Here is a 16,993-nt window from a genome sequence, read left to right on the forward strand (position 1 = left end):
TCACAATCATTAAACTAATGGTTGTTGTACTACTTTTTTCCTAAACCGTACTAGAATTTCGTAAAACGAACGTCCTAAGAGTAGGGAAAATAGTAAATTACCTAGGGCTCGAACTGTTTCAAAACTAAAAGAGGCCAGATAAGTTGCCAAAAAACTATTAATACTTAAGGGATAAACAAAGCCGACCCAATGCCAGAAATTCATAATCCAGCCATAGAAAAAACCCCATCCAAAACAAAACGCAGAAAATATTTTATGCCTAAATTGCTTTTGTTTACCGGTAAGAAAAGAAGCTGAAGCTCCCGCCAAGCCCATAGCAAACATTTGCCAGGGAGTCCATAAACCTTGACCTATAAAAAAATTGGCTGTAAATACAGCTAAGGCGCCCACCAAAAAACCTGCCTTAGGGCCGAATACATAACCTGTAATCATAGCAATAAACATAGTTGGCTGAAAGCTCATTAAAGCTGCAAAAGGAACTTTTCCTGCCGCACCTAATGCAGCTAAAGTAGTTAACAATGTTAATTTGCGTACGTTGGTTTGTCTCTTTTCAAAATCAGAAAAGAACATGCCTAAAGCAGCTAAAACAATAATTGTACTCAATACAGCCCAGTTTAGTTCAAAAGGAAAAAGATTAGGCAGTATACCAACAGTTAGAGGAAACAAAATTAAAAAAATAAACACTACCTTACTCATTTAACATTATTACCCGTGACTGTAAATTGCTGCTGATTCAAAATAGTGGACATTTTATTTAATATTTTTTCCCCTTGTTTCAAAGTAACCACTTTTTCAACTATGTTATGAAACAATTTGCTGATTTGCGGTGAATAAAAAGTTGAATCAGTCAATATATCATACTTACTTCCCTGGGCAACAAAAGAACCTTCGGCCATCAAAATAATATCTGTGGCATATTCTGCAGCAAATTCTACGTCATGGGTAATCATTAGAATAGCCATTCCTTGAGATTGCAGTTTCCAAAGAATTTTACCCAGTTCTTCTTTTAACTGATAATCCAAGCCCCGAGTAGGCTCATCCAAAAGCAAAAGCTTTGGCTTGGCGACTAACACAGTAGCCAAAGCCACTCTCTGCCTTTCCCCGGAACTTAAATCCCTGGGATTTGTCTGCAAATGATCCATTAAATGCAGCCTTTCCAAGAGCTTTTCACATATCCCATTATCAGGTAAGTTCAAATTATGTAAGGTATAATTTAATTCTTCCTTTACGGTTGGTAAAAACAAATAATCATTGGGGTTTTGGGACAAATAGCCAATATCCTTAGCCAGCTCTTCCACAGTCATCTTCTTAATATCCTGATTTAATATTTTCACCTGCCCCCTACTTGGCCGCAAAAGACCATTGATATTCCTCAGCAACGTTGTCTTTCCAGCAGCATTTTCACCCATAATCACCGTAAAATCTCCAGGTCTAATCTGCAAATTAATCTTTTTTAAAACTTCTTTGCCCGTAGGGTAAGCAAACCATAAGTTTTCCACAGATACAATACTATCCTTTTGGACGGGGACTACTTTAATATTTTTTTGTTGCACAGGACTAGCGCACTGCGTAATAGCAAAATGACGTTTCAATATTTCCCTGCCTTTTTTCACTGTAAGAGGAACATCTTGAAAACCTGCTCCTGCAAATAAATTGGCTAAAGGAGGAATAAAAGGAGAATGGTTCAGCGCAGCCCACTTGGCTGCTTGCTCAGGCTCCCCGTCAAAAGCAATTCTTCCTTTATTCATGACTATTACTCGATCAGCTAGATGAAAGCAGCGTTCTAACCGTTGCTCAACTAAAACTACGGTCAAACCGTTTTCTTCATTTAATCTTTTCAGCATTGTCAGAATTTCTTCCCCAGCAACGGGATCTAACTGAGATGTAGGCTCATCTAATACCAGAATATCCGGCTGCATTGCCAGGATGGCTCCTAAAGCAACTTTTTGCTTTTGACCACCGGATAATTCAGGAATAAATTGTTGTAAATAATTGGATAATCCTAAAGCCCCCGTAACTTCCATCACGCGCCTTTTCATTAAATCATTTGGCAAACCTAGATTCTCCAAACCAAAAGCTAATTCTTCTTCCACATTAGTCATTACTAATTGGCTTTCCGGGTCTTGAAAAACCATTCCAATCTGTTGGGCTAACTTTCTCTTGTCTAACCTTTGAATTTCCTGACCATTTAAAGAAACCTTACCGCCAAAGGTACCTCCGTAGAATTCCGGTACCAGACCCGTTAAAGCTCTGACCAATGTAGATTTACCACATCCTGAGCCACCTACAATTAAAACAAACTGTCCTTCTAAAATTTCCAAGTTTATTTTTTCTAAAGCAGGTTTTGTTTTTTCAGGGTAATAGTAAGTTAAATTTTCGATTTGAATCTGGGCCATTTTTTACACCCCCAACTTAAAAATGCCGGAATAGCCAGTAAAAAAATCAATACAGCTGCTGCCGGGAAATCACTTCGAGTAATATTTTCGAGACGTGGATAATAAGTGTAATTAGCCCAGCCTTGCCATGCCGACCAAAGGCCAAGCAAAAAAGCCAATACTGTTGCTGACATAATCAAGGAATCTCTGGGACGCCAAAGTTCCCTGCTGTAATACGTTCTTTTTCCGCTTCCATAGCCTCTAGCCTGCATAGCTTCTGCCGTCTGGAGAGAAGACTCTAAAGAAGATAAAAGTAGTACATTGATAATAGGCAACCGATTCTTAACTTTCTGCATAAAACTACCCGTATCTAATTTGGCACCCCGACAGCGTTGAACTTCCGTAATGCGCAGCACATCTCCCAACATTAAAGGGAAAAGCCTTGTACCCATAGTAATAGCCAGTACCGACTTATTACCCAAGCGACTGAAGAGCTTCAGAACTTTATCAGGATGCACAGCATAGGTATATAAACAAAAAATGCTGATAATTACTAGCAAACGAACACCCATAGCAGCTCCATAGCACAAAGCCTCTAAGGTAATCCGTATTCTTCCTATGACTGGAACATTCGGCCCGTTCCACAAAACCGTAGTTCCTACATGTACCAGACAAGAGTTAACCAGCATAATAATGACCAGCATCCCCAGGCTGACTTCCAAATAAGGCTTCCATTCACGTAAATTCTCAGCAGCAGCTAGAACTAAACCTGTAACTAGCAGTAAACCAAACAAATATACGGGATGGGAAAATAATAGCGCTAAAAAAGTCACGACAACAATAAAGCTTAATGCAGTCAAAGGATGTAATTGATGAATTAGATTATGCTTTGCACGATAAATTAACACATTGCACCATTTCCTTATTTTTTTACTGCACCGGCAAGCTCAGGACCTTACCTCCAGATACAGCTGCCTGATAGCAACTTTTAATTTTTTCCGGGTGGCCGGCAAGAATATTAACCGCCTGTTTTAAACCTGCTTCATCAATACCAACAACAAGCCACAAGGGCTTTTCATCACCATTACCATCACCTGTGGCAACAATAGCTCCTGCACTTTTAGTTAAGGTTTTAGCTACTTTATTTGAAGAATTAATAATTTCTAAACCCTTACCAGTAAAATGTACACACGTTCCTGTTTTACTGTAGGCAGCATTTAACTCCGATAGACTTTTAATCTGCCTTAGCTTCTTCCATTCTCCCAAAACTATAGTAGGCCCAGTTCTTGTTAGGGATTGGTTTTTTGCTAAATCTTGACACTGTACACTGGCGACTCCTTTTGCCTTTAGGACTTGCTTTAGTTTATCAGCCAACTCCTGATTTTCAGATAAACTTAAAATTGTTGTCGTTTTAACCTTACCTTTATAACCATGGAGAAAAGGTTCAGGATAAGAACCAATAACAGCAGGGAACGTAGACATACTCTCCCATTTGTGATAATCCCACCAAATTACATCGCCTAGATGGGGCAAATAATCTAAAACTCCTACATTTGCAAAAATGCCATTTACATAATACATCCAGGCCTTTTTTTGACCACTTTCAGCTGTTAATCCGTTAATGCCAGTAATAAAGCCTCCTCCCTGGGCAGTTTCCAGTTGAGCTGAGCTTTGTAAAACATCGAAAACTGTCCAGTTTTTTTCTAATATAATTTCTTTTTTTAACAATGAACTCTTCCCAAAGTCTTTCGTAATCCATAAGGAAACAGTTTTTCCACTGCTTTTTTTACTTGAGGATACTGACGAAGTATTGGTATTGGCAACTTGAACAGCAGCGTTATTAGCATTATTCTCTTCTTGTTTATTTGATTGTTGATTAGACTGTTCAGCTTCTTTAGTCTTATCTTGCAGCTCTTTTTGTGTTTCTTTTTCTGTGAGATTAGCTGCCTGAGTATTCTGTTGAACTTGGGCAGCTTGTTGTTGAGCATTGGCAGATTGCTTAGAGCTATTGCCCCCGGCACATCCATTCAATAGGGCTGCCGATAGTAATAATACTGCCAGTAAAGCTAGTAAAGGCTTCTTTTTCATTTCACAACCTCCCAAGGATAAATTCCTCACAATTTTTTATTTTACTGATTCAACATAATTACACTTTTCTAAGAATTATTACTCAAGTCAACTTTGTTTTGATAAACCGTTTACATTTTTAATAGTTTATCAATCAAAACAGCTGCTTCTGCTCTGGTTACATAACCTAAAGGAGCCAAAGTATCTTTACTGCGACCAGTCATCAACCCCTGGGCAACAACATTAGCCAGACTATTTTTAGCCCAAGTTGGAATATTTTCTTGATCCGTAAAGGCTTTTAAAGCATCGGTTTGCTTTAGTGCTTTCTCACCCTGTTTTATCTCTAAAGCGTTGTTGAGCATAACTGCCAATTCAGCTCTTGTTACATAACTGTCAGGCGAAAAATGATTGAAAGATGTACCTTTTAAAATATTAGCTTTGGCTGCAGCTGCAATATAATCTGCATACCAGGCATTTTGAGGAACATCAGTAAAGTTTAATTCGTTTCTTTCTATTGCTAATCCTAAGGCCTTAGCTAACAAAACAGCGCACTGAGCCCGTGTAATCTTTTGATTTGGTTCATATTTTCCTGCAGTTGTACCGGACACAATTTGTTTTGCACTCAAAGATTTAATTGCATCTTCTGCCCAATGTCCAGCTAAATCTTTATATTGAACCTCGCTTTTTAATAAAACCAAGCATCCTGTCTGTGAAGATGCGACCTGGATCACTCCGGATTTAGAATTTATTTCTTTACCCACAAAACTGAATTGACCGTTTTCGTATTGATAAAGTCCTATTAACTCAGAATTATCCGTAAGAACTTTATCTGTAATTTGCATAGTTAAGGGCTTTGCTAAAGATACTAAAAACATTTTCTTATCTGCATCCTGCAAACGGAATTGATAGCTTTTCCCAACTACTTGTAATTTCAAACTACTGTTAGATTTAGCCTGAGCAGTTTGCTCAATCTCTTTTTGTAACTCTGAACCGTTTTCTTCTAAAGCTAATACATAACCTTCACCTTCTTGTTCCTGACCAGTTACAAGACATGTCAAGGCATCACTAAATTTGATACTTAGTTTTATTCCATTCTCTTTTAAATTTTTTGCCGTTTCTTTGGTCATTAAAAATTCTAGATTTCTTTTCTTTTTTGATATGCCAGGCAAATTTACACTCATTTGCTTGGCATTATTTTCATCCTGGGTAATAGAATCTTGCATTCCATTATCTTTAAACACTTTGTTTAGATTTTGCCAAAAATCCTCTCTTTGCTCCAATATCTCTTTGATTTGTTCTGCCTTTAAAGAAACAGTTGTTGTACTGTCACTAGAAGTGACATTTAGATGGTCCAATGCTACTGAATCGGCTTTTAAAAGCATTTTTTCTTTTTGTTTTTGTAAGCTATCTGTTAACTCCTGCATATTTGCATCAGTGAACTTGCTCCGAACTACTTTTACCCCATCATCCATAACATCGTTTAAAGCCTCTAAACATTGGGGTAATGTAGAGCCTTTATAATCAATAATCGCTGCCAGCGCATGGTCTGTTACATATGTGACTAGTTCTACCGCTTCCTTAGCTTCCGTATCTTTGTCACTTAAAGCTTTATACACCTCACTATTTAAAAGCTTATTTAATTTTTTTAATGCTTGATCTGGTTTCCATATACCGTCTTGTATTTTATCTTCCATTATTTTCGCTTTATCCATAGCAATATCGACTAATAAATTACCAGTATTGGCAAATTCATTATCTGAGTAGCTATTATTTCCACCGGAAGAATTCTTTTTAATATCGCTCCAGCTAGGGCCTCTAGAATTCATATCGGCACTATACCACCAAATAATTTTATCTCCGTTTGTAACTTCTTGATCAGGCGCAGGTACCTCAGGCGTTATATTGCCAACCTTGTACATCCATCCGTTCTGTCCGTTGTTTTCCTGACCAGAAATACTAGTTACGAGGTCGCCATCTAAAATGCATTTCAAATTAGTAGCTAGTAATGCTTCTAAAGCGTTATTTTTATTTTTTCTTAAAGTCACGCTTTCAGGCCCATACAATAAATCGCCGCTTCTGCCAACAACAGCAATTTCTACGGAAATTTTATCGCTGGAAGGATCTTGGTTACCACCGCTGTCACTAGTAACTTGAATTTCATCTCGCCAAGTAACTACATTAGGATAACCGTTGCTATTTTGATTGCTAACAAAGTAGTTGACTGTTCCTTCTTTAATATTTTTTATAAAAACTTCCTTGCCTTGGCTAGTATAAGTTTCATCTCCTACTTTTACTGTATATTCGCCAATGGCTGCAGCTTCATCCGATGTTAGATTTTGTAATCCTGTAGGGTAAACGTATTTCTGGGCACTAATTTTAATTGTCACTGTATCCCCTGCTTTTGGTGATGGAGGATCTACTGTTACTATGGGCAGATAGGTTTTACCGGCCCAGGTTTTGCTGTCATAGCCACTGATATAAAAGATGATTTCGTCTCCGTCCTCTACGTTATAGCTACCTGCTCCTAAATCAAAAACGCTTGGGTCAATAACCCCATTGCGCAGCACATAATAGCTCCAGCTGGTGTTAATACTATCTCCGTTCTTTCCCCCTTCTCCCATAATTTCACTAACAAAACCGTCAGAAGCTTTGACATTATCCTTGCCAACGGCTTTTTCCAAAGCATCCAATGCTGTACCACTAACGGTTACTGTTTCATCTTTTAGGCTCTCTGTGGCACCCTCAACTCGCACTCGGACTGTTTTTTCGCTAACGGGGTCAGGTTCAGGTTTGGTATCTTTTTGTAAATTATAAAATACATTTCCATTAACTAGATCAGCTATGGCAATAAGTGCTTGTCTAGTTGCCAGGGAATTACTGGTGCCATTCTTACTGTGAGAAAAAGATTTATCTTCTTTTTGAAAGGCAAATAAAGCGTCGATCATTGTTTTACCGTTCTTTTGCCACTCGCTAGAAGTTACATCTATCCCACAAGCTGTTAGCCCTCTAATAACCATAGCAATAGATTCAGTATTTTCCGTAGAACCACTCTGATACCCGCCGGAATCTAGTTGATTGTTTTGCAAAAATTGTTCTGCTTTAGCAATTGCCTCTTTGACTCCTGTTACATCTTGATGACTGGACAAAGCCATCAATGTCATCCCGGTGACATCCACATCTCCTATATTCCCGTCTAAGGCAAATCCTCCATCCTGCTTTTGCTGTTCAAGTAGATAAGCTATAGCTTTATCAGTGTTGTAACTTGCTTTCATAGTATCTAAAGTAATCACTGCCCAGATAGTATCGTTAACAGCTCCACCAAAATGGCCCTGATCTGTTTGCTTGTCAACTAATTCAGTCACTATATTTCTTTCATTGACATTAGCCGGGTTTTGTCCGGCCCCTTTCATGCCTAATATGGTTTTAGCATAGTCCCTTGCAGGTGATTCATTATTTAATGAATCCAATTGCCAATCTGGTAATATCCAAGGACTTTGAGTCAAATCTACTCCTGCATTTTTAAGGCCAATTACTTCTTCCCAGTTTTCCAAGTTCGTTTTTTGATTTTCATAGTAAGTAACAATATCTTGCAACTCATCATTTAGTGAATCCTCAGCCAATGCTGGAAATGCAAAGGAGCATAATGATATAATCGCCAATAAAATTAAACTTAATTTTTTAAGCACAATAACACCTCCATTCATCTGTAAACAGGATAACAAAATTTCTTACCGAAACAATTAATTAAGATGATTTTTTCAATTTAATAATGGCAGAGTAAGAAGTTTCTTAAAAAAGGGTACAAAAAAATCACCTCCCTATCATCCGTAGCTCTGGCGTTTACAAAAACAGGCAGGTCTCCTGGCTCTGGTTCATCAAGATTTTACGTCTTCCCAAGTTCTCACTTAGTGACATAATTGTAAAATCCCTCACCTTTACAGTGGCGGGACCGCTCCGGATTTCCACCGGCTTCCCTTTTAAGTTTTACCCTCGAGTAAAACACCTATTTTTTAGAGTATTTAATTTTTTTACTATTTTTAATTAATTTGAAAGACTAACGGCTTCTTTTTCTTTACGCTTGTAATCTAAGTATAAATCGATTCCTTTAGTCAGTGATTCATATACAGTTTTACCGATTAAATAGCCTAGATCCGTTGCCGTCCCAGCATAAGGAATCGATTTTCCATTACCTGTGCAGGCTACCACAATAGCATCACTTGTTGTCCCGGTTACCTGTTCCCCATTAGCCAACTTAATTTGTTTTTTAAATAAAGATCTTGCCTTGGCTTCTGTAGCAGTCATAACAGCATTAATCATGGCTGCTTCAGTTAAGTTTCCATCAATCAGTACGATTAAATTAATGGTTCCCGGGCAATTATTATTAGTCACTTGTCTTATTGGTATACCGGCCACACCCGGATTACCAATCCCTGCAGTACAAAGAGTAACGACTTTCAAGCTCTCAATTTGGCAGCAGCTCATAAGCGTATTTTTAATACTGACTGCTGTCATCATGCCAACTATATCTTTTTTAAGTTCCAACCCCGCTGCCACTTGCTGCAAATCTTTTTCCGGATCGTCTCCCCCATAATTCAAATCAACTGTATGATTTAAAATATAATTTGCTGTACGTAAATGTCCACCTAAAATAGCAGAACTTGCTACTTTCAAAGGTTGATCCGCTTTGATCAGCAATGTATTTGGTTCGGGCACTTCAAGTGTGACCCCTGATATTGGTATTTGTTGATGAATATATACTAATTCCTCTAGCAACTTTTCCCCTCCTAATAAAAAAACTCTGTCTACAAAACAGAGTTTAAAGTGTTATTCTAAAAAAGGTATAGAAAAACAGCCATCTCTATCTTCCGTAGATTAGCATCTTCAAAACAGGCAGGTCTCCTGGCTATGGTTCATCAAGATTTTACGTCTTCCCAAGCTCTTGCTTAGTGACACTAATGTAAAATCCCTCACCTTTACAGTGGCGGGACCGCTCCGGATTTCCACCGGCTTCCCTATTAAGTTTTGCCCACAGGCAAAACACCTATTTTGTTAAATATATTTTTTTAATTATTTTCCATTTTTCTACTGCTAGTATATCACTTCTATCCAGTAATGGCAATATACATTTCAATGACTCAACTAACACATTTATTTCGCTAAACAATTCTTGGACATCTGTTAAAGATTCCGGGCCAATGTTGTCAGCAATTTGGCCTGCATCTAAATAGGAATACTGCCGGCAATCCATTTAGCAGCAACTTTACGTATTGCACTTAACAAGTCCGGCACCCTTGGTAAGAGTTGACGGACTAAAAAAATCACAATATAATTAGCTCAATAGAATAATAAGACAGTTCGTAACCATCCTGTCTATAAACAAAACTACGGGCTAGCTATCGGCAAAGATAGCTCATTTTTGTTTTTTATAGGGCAGTATACGCCCTTTTTTTATTGTTTTGAACTATTTTATTGGAACATATTGGGGGGATATAATGAAACTTATTGGTATAACTACAACTGTACCAATAGAAGTACTAATTGCTGCAGGCTATAAGGTAATTGACCTCAATAATATTTTTGTCTCTTCGCAAGATTATATAAAGTACATTGAAATAGCTGAAAAAGATGGATTTCCCAAAAGTTCCTGCGCTTGGATCAAGGGTATCTACGGAGTTTGTGTCCAAAATAATATTAAGGAGGTTATTGGAGTTATACAGGGTGACTGCTCAAATACCAAAGCTTTATTAGAAGTTTATAAAAAAAAAGGCATTTCTGTACACCCATTCTCGTATCCTAGTAGTCACAAATTAGCAGACATTACAGCAAGTATTGATAAATTTATGGAAACGTTCCTCCTTACAGCAAATAAAGTGGAAAACACCCGTAAAAAGTTAAATAAGATTCGTAATTTGGCCAAAAGAATAGACGAGCTTACCTACATCCACAACAAAGCAACCGGATTGGAAAACCACCTGTATCAAGTGATGTTAAGTGATTTTAATAGGGACCCGCAAGAATTTAAAAGGTTGCTAGAACAAAAAATTATAGAAATTGAGCAGCGACCCCCTTTGAAGCATAAATTGCGTCTTGGCTATATTGGGGTTCCTCCTATGACTTGTGATTTGTATGATTATGTAGAAAAATTGGATGCCCGTTTTGTTTATAATGAAGTACAGAGAGAATTTGCCTTTCCACGTGGGGCTACAGCCAAAAATATCTACGAACAGTATCACGACTACACTTACCCCTATGATCTCAGTTTTAGATTGGATGAAATTAAAAAACAAATTAATGAACGTCAATTAGATGCACTAGTGCATTATACTCAAACATTTTGTCATCGTGGAATAGAAGATATTGTAATTAAGCAAACGCTTGATCTACCTATTCTGACAATTGAAGGAGATACGCATAATCGCCTTGATGCCAGAACTAAACTGCGTCTTGAGGCCTTCCTTGATATGTTACTTGATTTGAAGGAGGTAGATAAATGAGTATACTGGGTATAGATCTTGGAAGCCGTGAAGTTAAAATCGTAATGATGGATAACAAAACATTAGTGTACAAAAATAAAATAAGCACCATGTCTTTTTACAGAAACTATTGTAAATTTGACGGTAAAGTGATTGTTGACATTAAAAAATTGGGTATTCGCAATATTAAAACTGCTATATCCACTGGGTACGGTAAAAACAATACCGATTTAAACGAGTTTAAAGCTATCAATGAAGTTAAAGCCCATGTGTATGGGGCACTGTTTCAAACTAGCTTAAGAGATTTTATTCTTTTAGATATAGGTGGACAGGACGTAAAAGTTGCTAAAGTAGAAAAAGGAATAATAACCGACCTAGAACTAAATGAAAAGTGTGCTGCTTCCTGCGGCAGGTACCTGGAAAATATGGCAAGTGTTCTCGAAATACCCCTAGACGAACTATTTAAGCATTATGAAAATCCAGTTGAACTTAATTCCACCTGTGCCGTATTTTCAGAGTCCGAACTGATTAGTAAGATTGCTGAAGGAATAAATATAAAAAGGCTTTGTGCCGGAGTAAATTGCTCACTTTACAAACGGCTAAAGCCTCTATTAACAAAATTCACAGGAAATTTGCTTGTTTTATCCGGGGGAATTACCTCTAATCAAGCCCTAATCAAAAACTTAAAAGAACTGTATCAAGATATTATATTACTGCCAGAGCCACAGTTTAATGGAGCAATAGGTTGTTGTTATTACGGCAGTATGATTAAATCAGAAAAATAAAAACTTAAGAAAGCGAGATATTGAAATGAACTCAATTAAAAAACTTACTGCATCTGCATTAGTCATTGCGCTTTACATTGTCATTATGTATACAACTCAGGGATTTGCCTTTGGACAATATCAGATAAGAATAGCCACATCTCTATATGCTTTAAGTTATATTTACCCATATTTAGTGTTCCCTCTAGGCTTGGCAAACTTTCTCAGCAATACCATTATGGGAGGGCTTGGTCCACTTGACATGTTTGGTGGCGCTTTAGCCGGGATTCTGACTGCAGGAACAGTTTGCTATATTAGAAAATTTAGACTCAACCAGTGGCTAATAGCGCTAGCCATAATTTTTATTCCGGGTCTTATTGTACCTATATGGCTATCCATTCTGCTTAAGCTCCCATATGTCGTTCTTGCAACTAGCCTATGTATCGGCCAAGTGCTTCCAGGTATTTCTGGAGTTATACTTGTAAAACAGTTCAAAAGAGTATTATCAAAGTGGGATATTTCAGATTAAGGCTTGAGAATTTAATTTGCTTGTGAATTTTCAATATAAATTAAGCATTATTGTTAATTTTTTATTTATGAGCAGATGTGTGTAAATATTAAGATTAATAGACTATTGTTCATTCTTTTCACATGTGCCACATTGATTATAATACTCAACAATATATCTATCTATTTTTTGGCTGATTTTCAACAGTATCTCTTTGCTCATATTCATTTTACCGGCATTGTTAAGGATATTCCTTCCAATTTCTATTTTTCTTTTTATCTTCACACCCTACACCCCTCATCATAAACCATAGACATAATTTTACATGAAATATTGCCTCTTTGCAAATAATAAATTTATGCACATTGCAAATTCAGATGCAGCTTATATTTCTGTAAAGTGTTTTGGTAGGGAGTGAATAATATGGAAAATAAAGCTGAAATAAATAATAAAGCCATCGGGCAAAGAATACGTAAAGAAAGAGAAAAACTTCGACTTTCAAGGGAAGAATTTGCAGAAATCATTGGTCTTTCTGACTATTATGTTGGGCAATTGGAAAGAGGCGAAAGACAGATGAGCCTTCCTGTTTTAGTTAAAGTTACAAACTGTTTGCATGTATCCTTAGATTACCTGGTATTTGGGCAAGTTCATCAATATGTCGACTTTGTTAACGAGTTGCATAGCACCTATACAGTATGTAAAAGTAGTAAAGATGAACAGATAAATAGCCTACTTTCCAAATGTTCAACCCAGGAATTGGAGTTAGTTAAAAAACTTGTAAGAACTATTCTCCCTTATATGAGAAAAGACTAAACAATTTGTATTTTTTTCCCTTTTGTACTTCCTTTGAAATTATCTAAAGCATGTTCCCATGCTTCTACACCGATGTTTTCATCATAGTACAAGCTATTTTCATTTAAATGGGCCAATGCAATTTTAGCTGTAGCAAGCAAATCATCATTGGTCACATTAGTGTGTGGATCTACAAGCCCGTGCTCCAACTCCACATTTAAACCTGCCAAGAATTCTTCTGGCGAAAAGTTAACCTTTTCAAAATCAATTTCCAATTGTTTTGCTATGTCTTTGGCTTGTTCTAAAGTAAAATTTTTCATTTCTACACTTCCTTCATTTTTTATTAACCTTAATATAAATATGTTTTCAAAAACACTCTGAAAATATTCAGTAGGCGATCTCTAAAACCAAAAATCTCCTTTTTGGCAAAAAACTAAAATTAATGCCAAAAAGGAGATTCTCGTTTTTATAAAATAGCATTCTTGCAGCGAGTTTTTAATTTAGTAAAGCAAAATTTAAAATTGCTAAAAGAGTAAGCACTATAAACACTAAGCTCTTTTCATTCTTCCCTCCACAGTTTAAGCAAGCCACGAGTCGTATCTTCTATATTATCACTGCCTAGAATGGAGGAAATTAAGGAAACCCCATCTACTTTAGTGTTTTTGACTTCCTTAATGTTTGAAAAGCCAATTCCACCAATGGCAACAACAGGTACAGAAACACTCTTCTTAACTTCCTCTAAACATTTAATACCTATAGGGTTATTGGCGGCTGCTTTACTATTTGTGGGATAGACGGGACCAGCTCCAAGGTAATCTGCACCATTTTCTTCACCATATCCCGCTTCTGCAACATTAGACACAGAATAGCCTAAAATTTTATCCTTTCCTAACAATTTTCTTGCCACTTTGAGAGGTAAATCCTCTTGTCCAATGTGCAACCCATCTGCATCAACAGCAAGTGCAATATCTAAGCGGTCATTGATAATCAAAGGTATATTATTGGCTTTGGCTAGTGCTTTAATTTTTAACGCTAAACGATAAAAATCTGCAGAAGATGCTTCTTTTTCTCTTAGTTGAAGCATGGTAATACCACCTTTGATAGCTTCCTCAACAGCTTGGGGTAAATCCCTATTCTTTAATATAGTTCGATCTGTAACCAAATATAACGCATAATCTATAGGCATTTTACTTTTCCGCCTTTCAAAATATCTTCTGACGATAAGTTATACATATAATCAAATAACTTAACTCGAAAAGTTCCAGGCAATATCCCTTCTACAGCATTTGCAGTCATTTCCCCCGCTAGGCTCATAGCCATGATGGCAGCAGTACTGGAGATAAAAAAGTCTTGCTCCACACCTGCCGCAGCTGCCGTTAAGGCACCTGCCATACAGCCTGCGCCAGTGATTAAAGTCAGTAACGAAGTCCCATTTTCAACTAAACAAGTTCTTTCTCCATCTGTTATAATATCTGTTTTACCAGTAGCCACCACAACCGTTTGATATAACTTTGCTAAATTTTTGCAGGCTTCCAAGGCACCCTCTCCATCATCAACAGAGTCAACACCTCTTACTTTCCCTGCAGACCCCGCCAGAAATTTAATTTCACCCATATTACCCTTGATCACGGCTATTTTTCCAACCTCAAATAATCGTTTAATAACATCCATTTTCCGACTAATGGCACCGCAGGCAACGGGATCCAGCACAACAGGCTTATGTAACTCGGCAGCTTTTTTTACCGCTAAAATAGCTGCTTCTTCCTGCTCTTTAGTCAATGTTCCCAGGTTAATATAGAGAGCAGATATTAAATGAACAAACTCCTCCACCTCTGCTTTAGCTTCTACCATTGCCGGAGATGCCCCAAAACATAACAATATATTAGCACAATCATTAATCGTCACATAATTTGTTATAGCTTGAACTAGTGGCGTTTTTGCTTTAACAGCATGTAAAGTTTTATTGATTTTATTTAACATAATCGTTCTCTCCCCATCTTTTAGTATTAGCACTATAACGCATCACGAAATATAGGATACTTGTTGCCAACATGGTCGGAACCGTAGAACCTAAAGGTAAATCAAATCTAATTACAATATAGTAAGTTGATATTCCAAAGATAGCAGCTAACAGACCTGGAATATTAAACGCCGTGGCAGATCTATCTTGTTTAAAAATAAAATAGTCTACAATAATTACGGCAAACACCGGAGCAAAAAGGGAACCTATCATATAGAGAAAATTTTCATATTGTTCTAAAGGAAAAAATATAGCGAGTAAAATACCCAAAATCAAATAAATTCCAATGAGAAATTTTCTGGGGAGTTTTGGTGCTAAATTTAAAGTAGACCATACCCCTGAATAAACATCTAAAAATGTAGTTGTAACTGTAGCAAAAATAACAATGAATAAGGCTATATAACCCAGATTAAGCTGAGCCAGCATACTGATAGGATCAGAAGTTCCAGCATAAATTGCCGCTATTAAACCAATGCAGTACATCAATGAACTTCCTAAAAAATAACCGATAAAAGCACCCACAAAACTACCTTTAGCACTCTTTGCCGCCATGGTATAATCGGAGATTAGAGGTACCCATGATAATGGCATTATGATACTTAGTTCCAGGGCAGTTCCAAAGGAGATGCTTTCCAAAATAGGTTTAACTTGGCCACCTTGAACAACCAAACCTAGCATAATACAACTTAGAACTGCCAATAACATTACTGCAATGTTATTAATAATATGAATTCCTTTATCCATACTTAGTGCCCATAACCCAACCAAAATTCCTACAAAGACAATGATGATAGCCAGATTATTCAAGCCAAATAAATCTGTTGTTATCAGTTGTACAGACCTGGCACATTGAATGAGCATAATCCCTGTCCAGCCTAATAATTGGATGATGTTAAATATTGAGACAATAAATGAGCCATACTTTCCAAGAGCTGTACGGCTAGCTATTAAAGATGGTTTTCTTTCTCTAAAGCCAATGATCCCTACAATGCCTAAGATGAGGCAGCCTATTAAATGCCCAAGCAAAATGGCCACCATCCCTTTTACAGTTCCCAGTGGTGCAATTAAAGACCCGGTCATAATTTCGGCTAAAGAGACAGCAGCTCCAAACCAGAGGGCAAATAAACTAAACCCTCCCATAGTTCTTTCCTTAGGCATCCAACATCCCTGCCTTCTGATACAATCTGTAAAAATGATTGGTAGGACCAACCCCATGCCCAAGTTCTATGGAATGCTCAATCGCCCCATTAATATACTCTTTAGCAAGCTTTACAGCTTCCAGGGCAGAATATCCTTTGGCAACGTAAGCCGCAATAGCGGAGGAAAAAGTACAGCCTGTTCCATGGGTATTTTTGGTATTGATGCGCATACCCTTAAGATAGTTAAAGTTTTTTCCGTCATAAAATACATCTACAGCATCTCCAGTTAAATGCCCTCCTTTGACCACCACATTTTTTGCTCCCAATTGCTGAATCGCTTGAGCTGCTTTTTCCATATCTGCAACGGTTGTAATTTCTTCTCCGGTAATCACCTGAGCTTCATACAGATTAGGTGTCACAATGAGTGCTAGCGGAAATAAACGTTCAATTAAGGCTTGTTTTGATTCGGGTCGCAGAAGATGACAGCCACTTTTAGAAACCATAACCGGGTCAACAATAACATTGGCCGCCTTATTTTTGAGGAGACATTTCGCAATAATATTAATAATTTCCACACTGGGAACCATCCCAATTTTCACACCATGAATTACAATATCATCAAATAAACAATCAATTTGTTCTCGGACAATTTCTACGTCCATTTCCCTAACGCTAAGCACCCCTGTGGTATTCTGTGCGGTAACAGCTGTGATTACGCTCATGCCATAGGTACCAAGTGCACTAAAGGTTTTAAGATCTGCCTGAATTCCTGCTCCACCGCAAGAATCAGATCCGGCAATGGTTAATAGATTTTTCATTGAATTCCTCCTTCTCCTTTTAGGGATATTGCGCTTT

Annotated in this window: 17 protein-coding genes and 2 riboswitches; of the genes, 4 read left to right on the forward strand and 13 right to left on the reverse strand. The window is 37.3% G+C overall.

From position 1 onward, the window contains the following. Positions 1 to 9: 9 nt before the first annotated feature. From RDV78_01855 to RDV78_01885, 7 genes are all read right to left on the reverse strand, one after another. On the reverse strand, positions 10 to 684 hold the full coding sequence (locus tag RDV78_01855; protein MDS1029249.1) for an ECF transporter S component: 675 nt from the start codon (positions 682 to 684) through the stop codon (positions 10 to 12). Positions 685 to 692: 8 nt separating this feature from the next. Then, positions 693 to 2,396, reverse strand: a complete 1,704-nt coding sequence (locus RDV78_01860; protein ID MDS1029250.1) for an energy-coupling factor transporter ATPase — start codon at positions 2,394 to 2,396, stop codon at positions 693 to 695. Further along, positions 2,369 to 3,283: an energy-coupling factor transporter transmembrane component T gene (locus tag RDV78_01865; protein MDS1029251.1), complete on the reverse strand. Its 915-nt coding sequence runs from the start codon at positions 3,281 to 3,283 to the stop codon at positions 2,369 to 2,371. Before RDV78_01865 ends, RDV78_01860 begins: the two co-directional genes overlap by 28 nt. 22 nt (positions 3,284 to 3,305) lie before the next feature. Beyond that, entirely contained in the window at positions 3,306 to 4,463 is a 1,158-nt protein-coding gene (locus tag RDV78_01870; protein ID MDS1029252.1) for a DUF4430 domain-containing protein, read from the reverse strand. 110 nt (positions 4,464 to 4,573) lie between these two features. Then, positions 4,574 to 8,128 carry an S-layer homology domain-containing protein gene (locus RDV78_01875; GenBank protein ID MDS1029253.1) on the reverse strand — a complete coding sequence of 1,185 codons (3,555 nt, stop codon included), beginning with the start codon at positions 8,126 to 8,128 and terminating at the stop codon, positions 4,574 to 4,576. A 147-nt stretch (positions 8,129 to 8,275) separates the two neighbouring features. Continuing rightward, positions 8,276 to 8,464: riboswitch (cobalamin riboswitch) on the reverse strand. Positions 8,465 to 8,483: 19 nt separating this feature from the next. Continuing rightward, entirely contained in the window at positions 8,484 to 9,215 is a 732-nt protein-coding gene (locus tag RDV78_01880) for an adenosylcobinamide amidohydrolase (protein MDS1029254.1), read from the reverse strand. Positions 9,216 to 9,313: 98 nt separating this feature from the next. Beyond that, a riboswitch (cobalamin riboswitch) is annotated at positions 9,314 to 9,502 on the reverse strand. Beyond that, positions 9,484 to 9,690, reverse strand: coding sequence for a hypothetical protein (locus tag RDV78_01885; GenBank protein ID MDS1029255.1), 207 nt, complete (start codon positions 9,688 to 9,690; stop codon positions 9,484 to 9,486). It overlaps the preceding riboswitch by 19 nt. A 244-nt stretch (positions 9,691 to 9,934) precedes the next feature. Here RDV78_01885 and RDV78_01890 point away from each other — a divergent pair, with 244 nt between their 5' ends. Genes RDV78_01890 through RDV78_01900 form a run of 3 tightly spaced genes read left to right on the forward strand, consistent with a single transcriptional unit; the run spans position 9,935 to position 12,208 of the window. Further along, positions 9,935 to 10,936 (forward strand): 2-hydroxyacyl-CoA dehydratase, encoded by a 1,002-nt coding sequence (locus RDV78_01890; protein MDS1029256.1) that lies wholly within the window; start codon positions 9,935 to 9,937, stop codon positions 10,934 to 10,936. Then, the gene (locus RDV78_01895) at positions 10,933 to 11,700 is read left to right on the forward strand and encodes an acyl-CoA dehydratase activase (protein MDS1029257.1); all 768 of its coding nucleotides are present in this window, start codon (positions 10,933 to 10,935) and stop codon (positions 11,698 to 11,700) included. Before RDV78_01890 ends, RDV78_01895 begins: the two co-directional genes overlap by 4 nt. Positions 11,701 to 11,725: 25 nt before the next feature. Next, entirely contained in the window at positions 11,726 to 12,208 is a 483-nt protein-coding gene (locus RDV78_01900) for a QueT transporter family protein (protein ID MDS1029258.1), read from the forward strand. 102 nt (positions 12,209 to 12,310) lie between these two features. Here the strand turns inward: RDV78_01900 and RDV78_01905 are convergent, their stop codons facing one another. Continuing rightward, positions 12,311 to 12,472 carry an aspartyl-phosphate phosphatase Spo0E family protein gene (locus RDV78_01905; protein MDS1029259.1) on the reverse strand — a complete coding sequence of 54 codons (162 nt, stop codon included), beginning with the start codon at positions 12,470 to 12,472 and terminating at the stop codon, positions 12,311 to 12,313. Between the two features lie 138 nt (positions 12,473 to 12,610). Here RDV78_01905 and RDV78_01910 point away from each other — a divergent pair, with 138 nt between their 5' ends. Further along, positions 12,611 to 13,000 (forward strand): helix-turn-helix domain-containing protein, encoded by a 390-nt coding sequence (locus tag RDV78_01910; GenBank protein MDS1029260.1) that lies wholly within the window; start codon positions 12,611 to 12,613, stop codon positions 12,998 to 13,000. Here the strand turns inward: RDV78_01910 and RDV78_01915 are convergent. From RDV78_01915 to thiD, 5 genes are all read right to left on the reverse strand, one after another. Next, positions 12,997 to 13,299 carry a DUF5661 family protein gene (locus RDV78_01915; GenBank protein ID MDS1029261.1) on the reverse strand — a complete coding sequence of 101 codons (303 nt, stop codon included), beginning with the start codon at positions 13,297 to 13,299 and terminating at the stop codon, positions 12,997 to 12,999. The two genes, RDV78_01910 and RDV78_01915, sit on opposite strands and share 4 nt — an antisense overlap. 239 nt (positions 13,300 to 13,538) lie before the next feature. Further along, positions 13,539 to 14,165 carry a thiamine phosphate synthase gene (gene thiE / locus RDV78_01920; GenBank protein MDS1029262.1) on the reverse strand — a complete coding sequence of 209 codons (627 nt, stop codon included), beginning with the start codon at positions 14,163 to 14,165 and terminating at the stop codon, positions 13,539 to 13,541. Continuing rightward, the gene (gene thiM, locus RDV78_01925) at positions 14,156 to 14,959 is read right to left on the reverse strand and encodes a hydroxyethylthiazole kinase (GenBank protein MDS1029263.1); all 804 of its coding nucleotides are present in this window, start codon (positions 14,957 to 14,959) and stop codon (positions 14,156 to 14,158) included. Before thiM ends, thiE begins: the two co-directional genes overlap by 10 nt. Next, the gene (gene cytX, locus RDV78_01930) at positions 14,949 to 16,157 is read right to left on the reverse strand and encodes a putative hydroxymethylpyrimidine transporter CytX (GenBank protein MDS1029264.1); all 1,209 of its coding nucleotides are present in this window, start codon (positions 16,155 to 16,157) and stop codon (positions 14,949 to 14,951) included. The genes thiM and cytX overlap by 11 nt, the downstream gene beginning before the upstream one ends. After that, the gene (gene thiD, locus RDV78_01935) at positions 16,150 to 16,956 is read right to left on the reverse strand and encodes a bifunctional hydroxymethylpyrimidine kinase/phosphomethylpyrimidine kinase (protein ID MDS1029265.1); all 807 of its coding nucleotides are present in this window, start codon (positions 16,954 to 16,956) and stop codon (positions 16,150 to 16,152) included. Before thiD ends, cytX begins: the two co-directional genes overlap by 8 nt. Positions 16,957 to 16,993: the final 37 nt, after the last annotated feature.

The organism is Bacillota bacterium LX-D (genome assembly GCA_031628995.1).
GTDB lineage: Bacteria > Bacillota > DUOV01 > DUOV01 > Zhaonellaceae > JAVLUO01.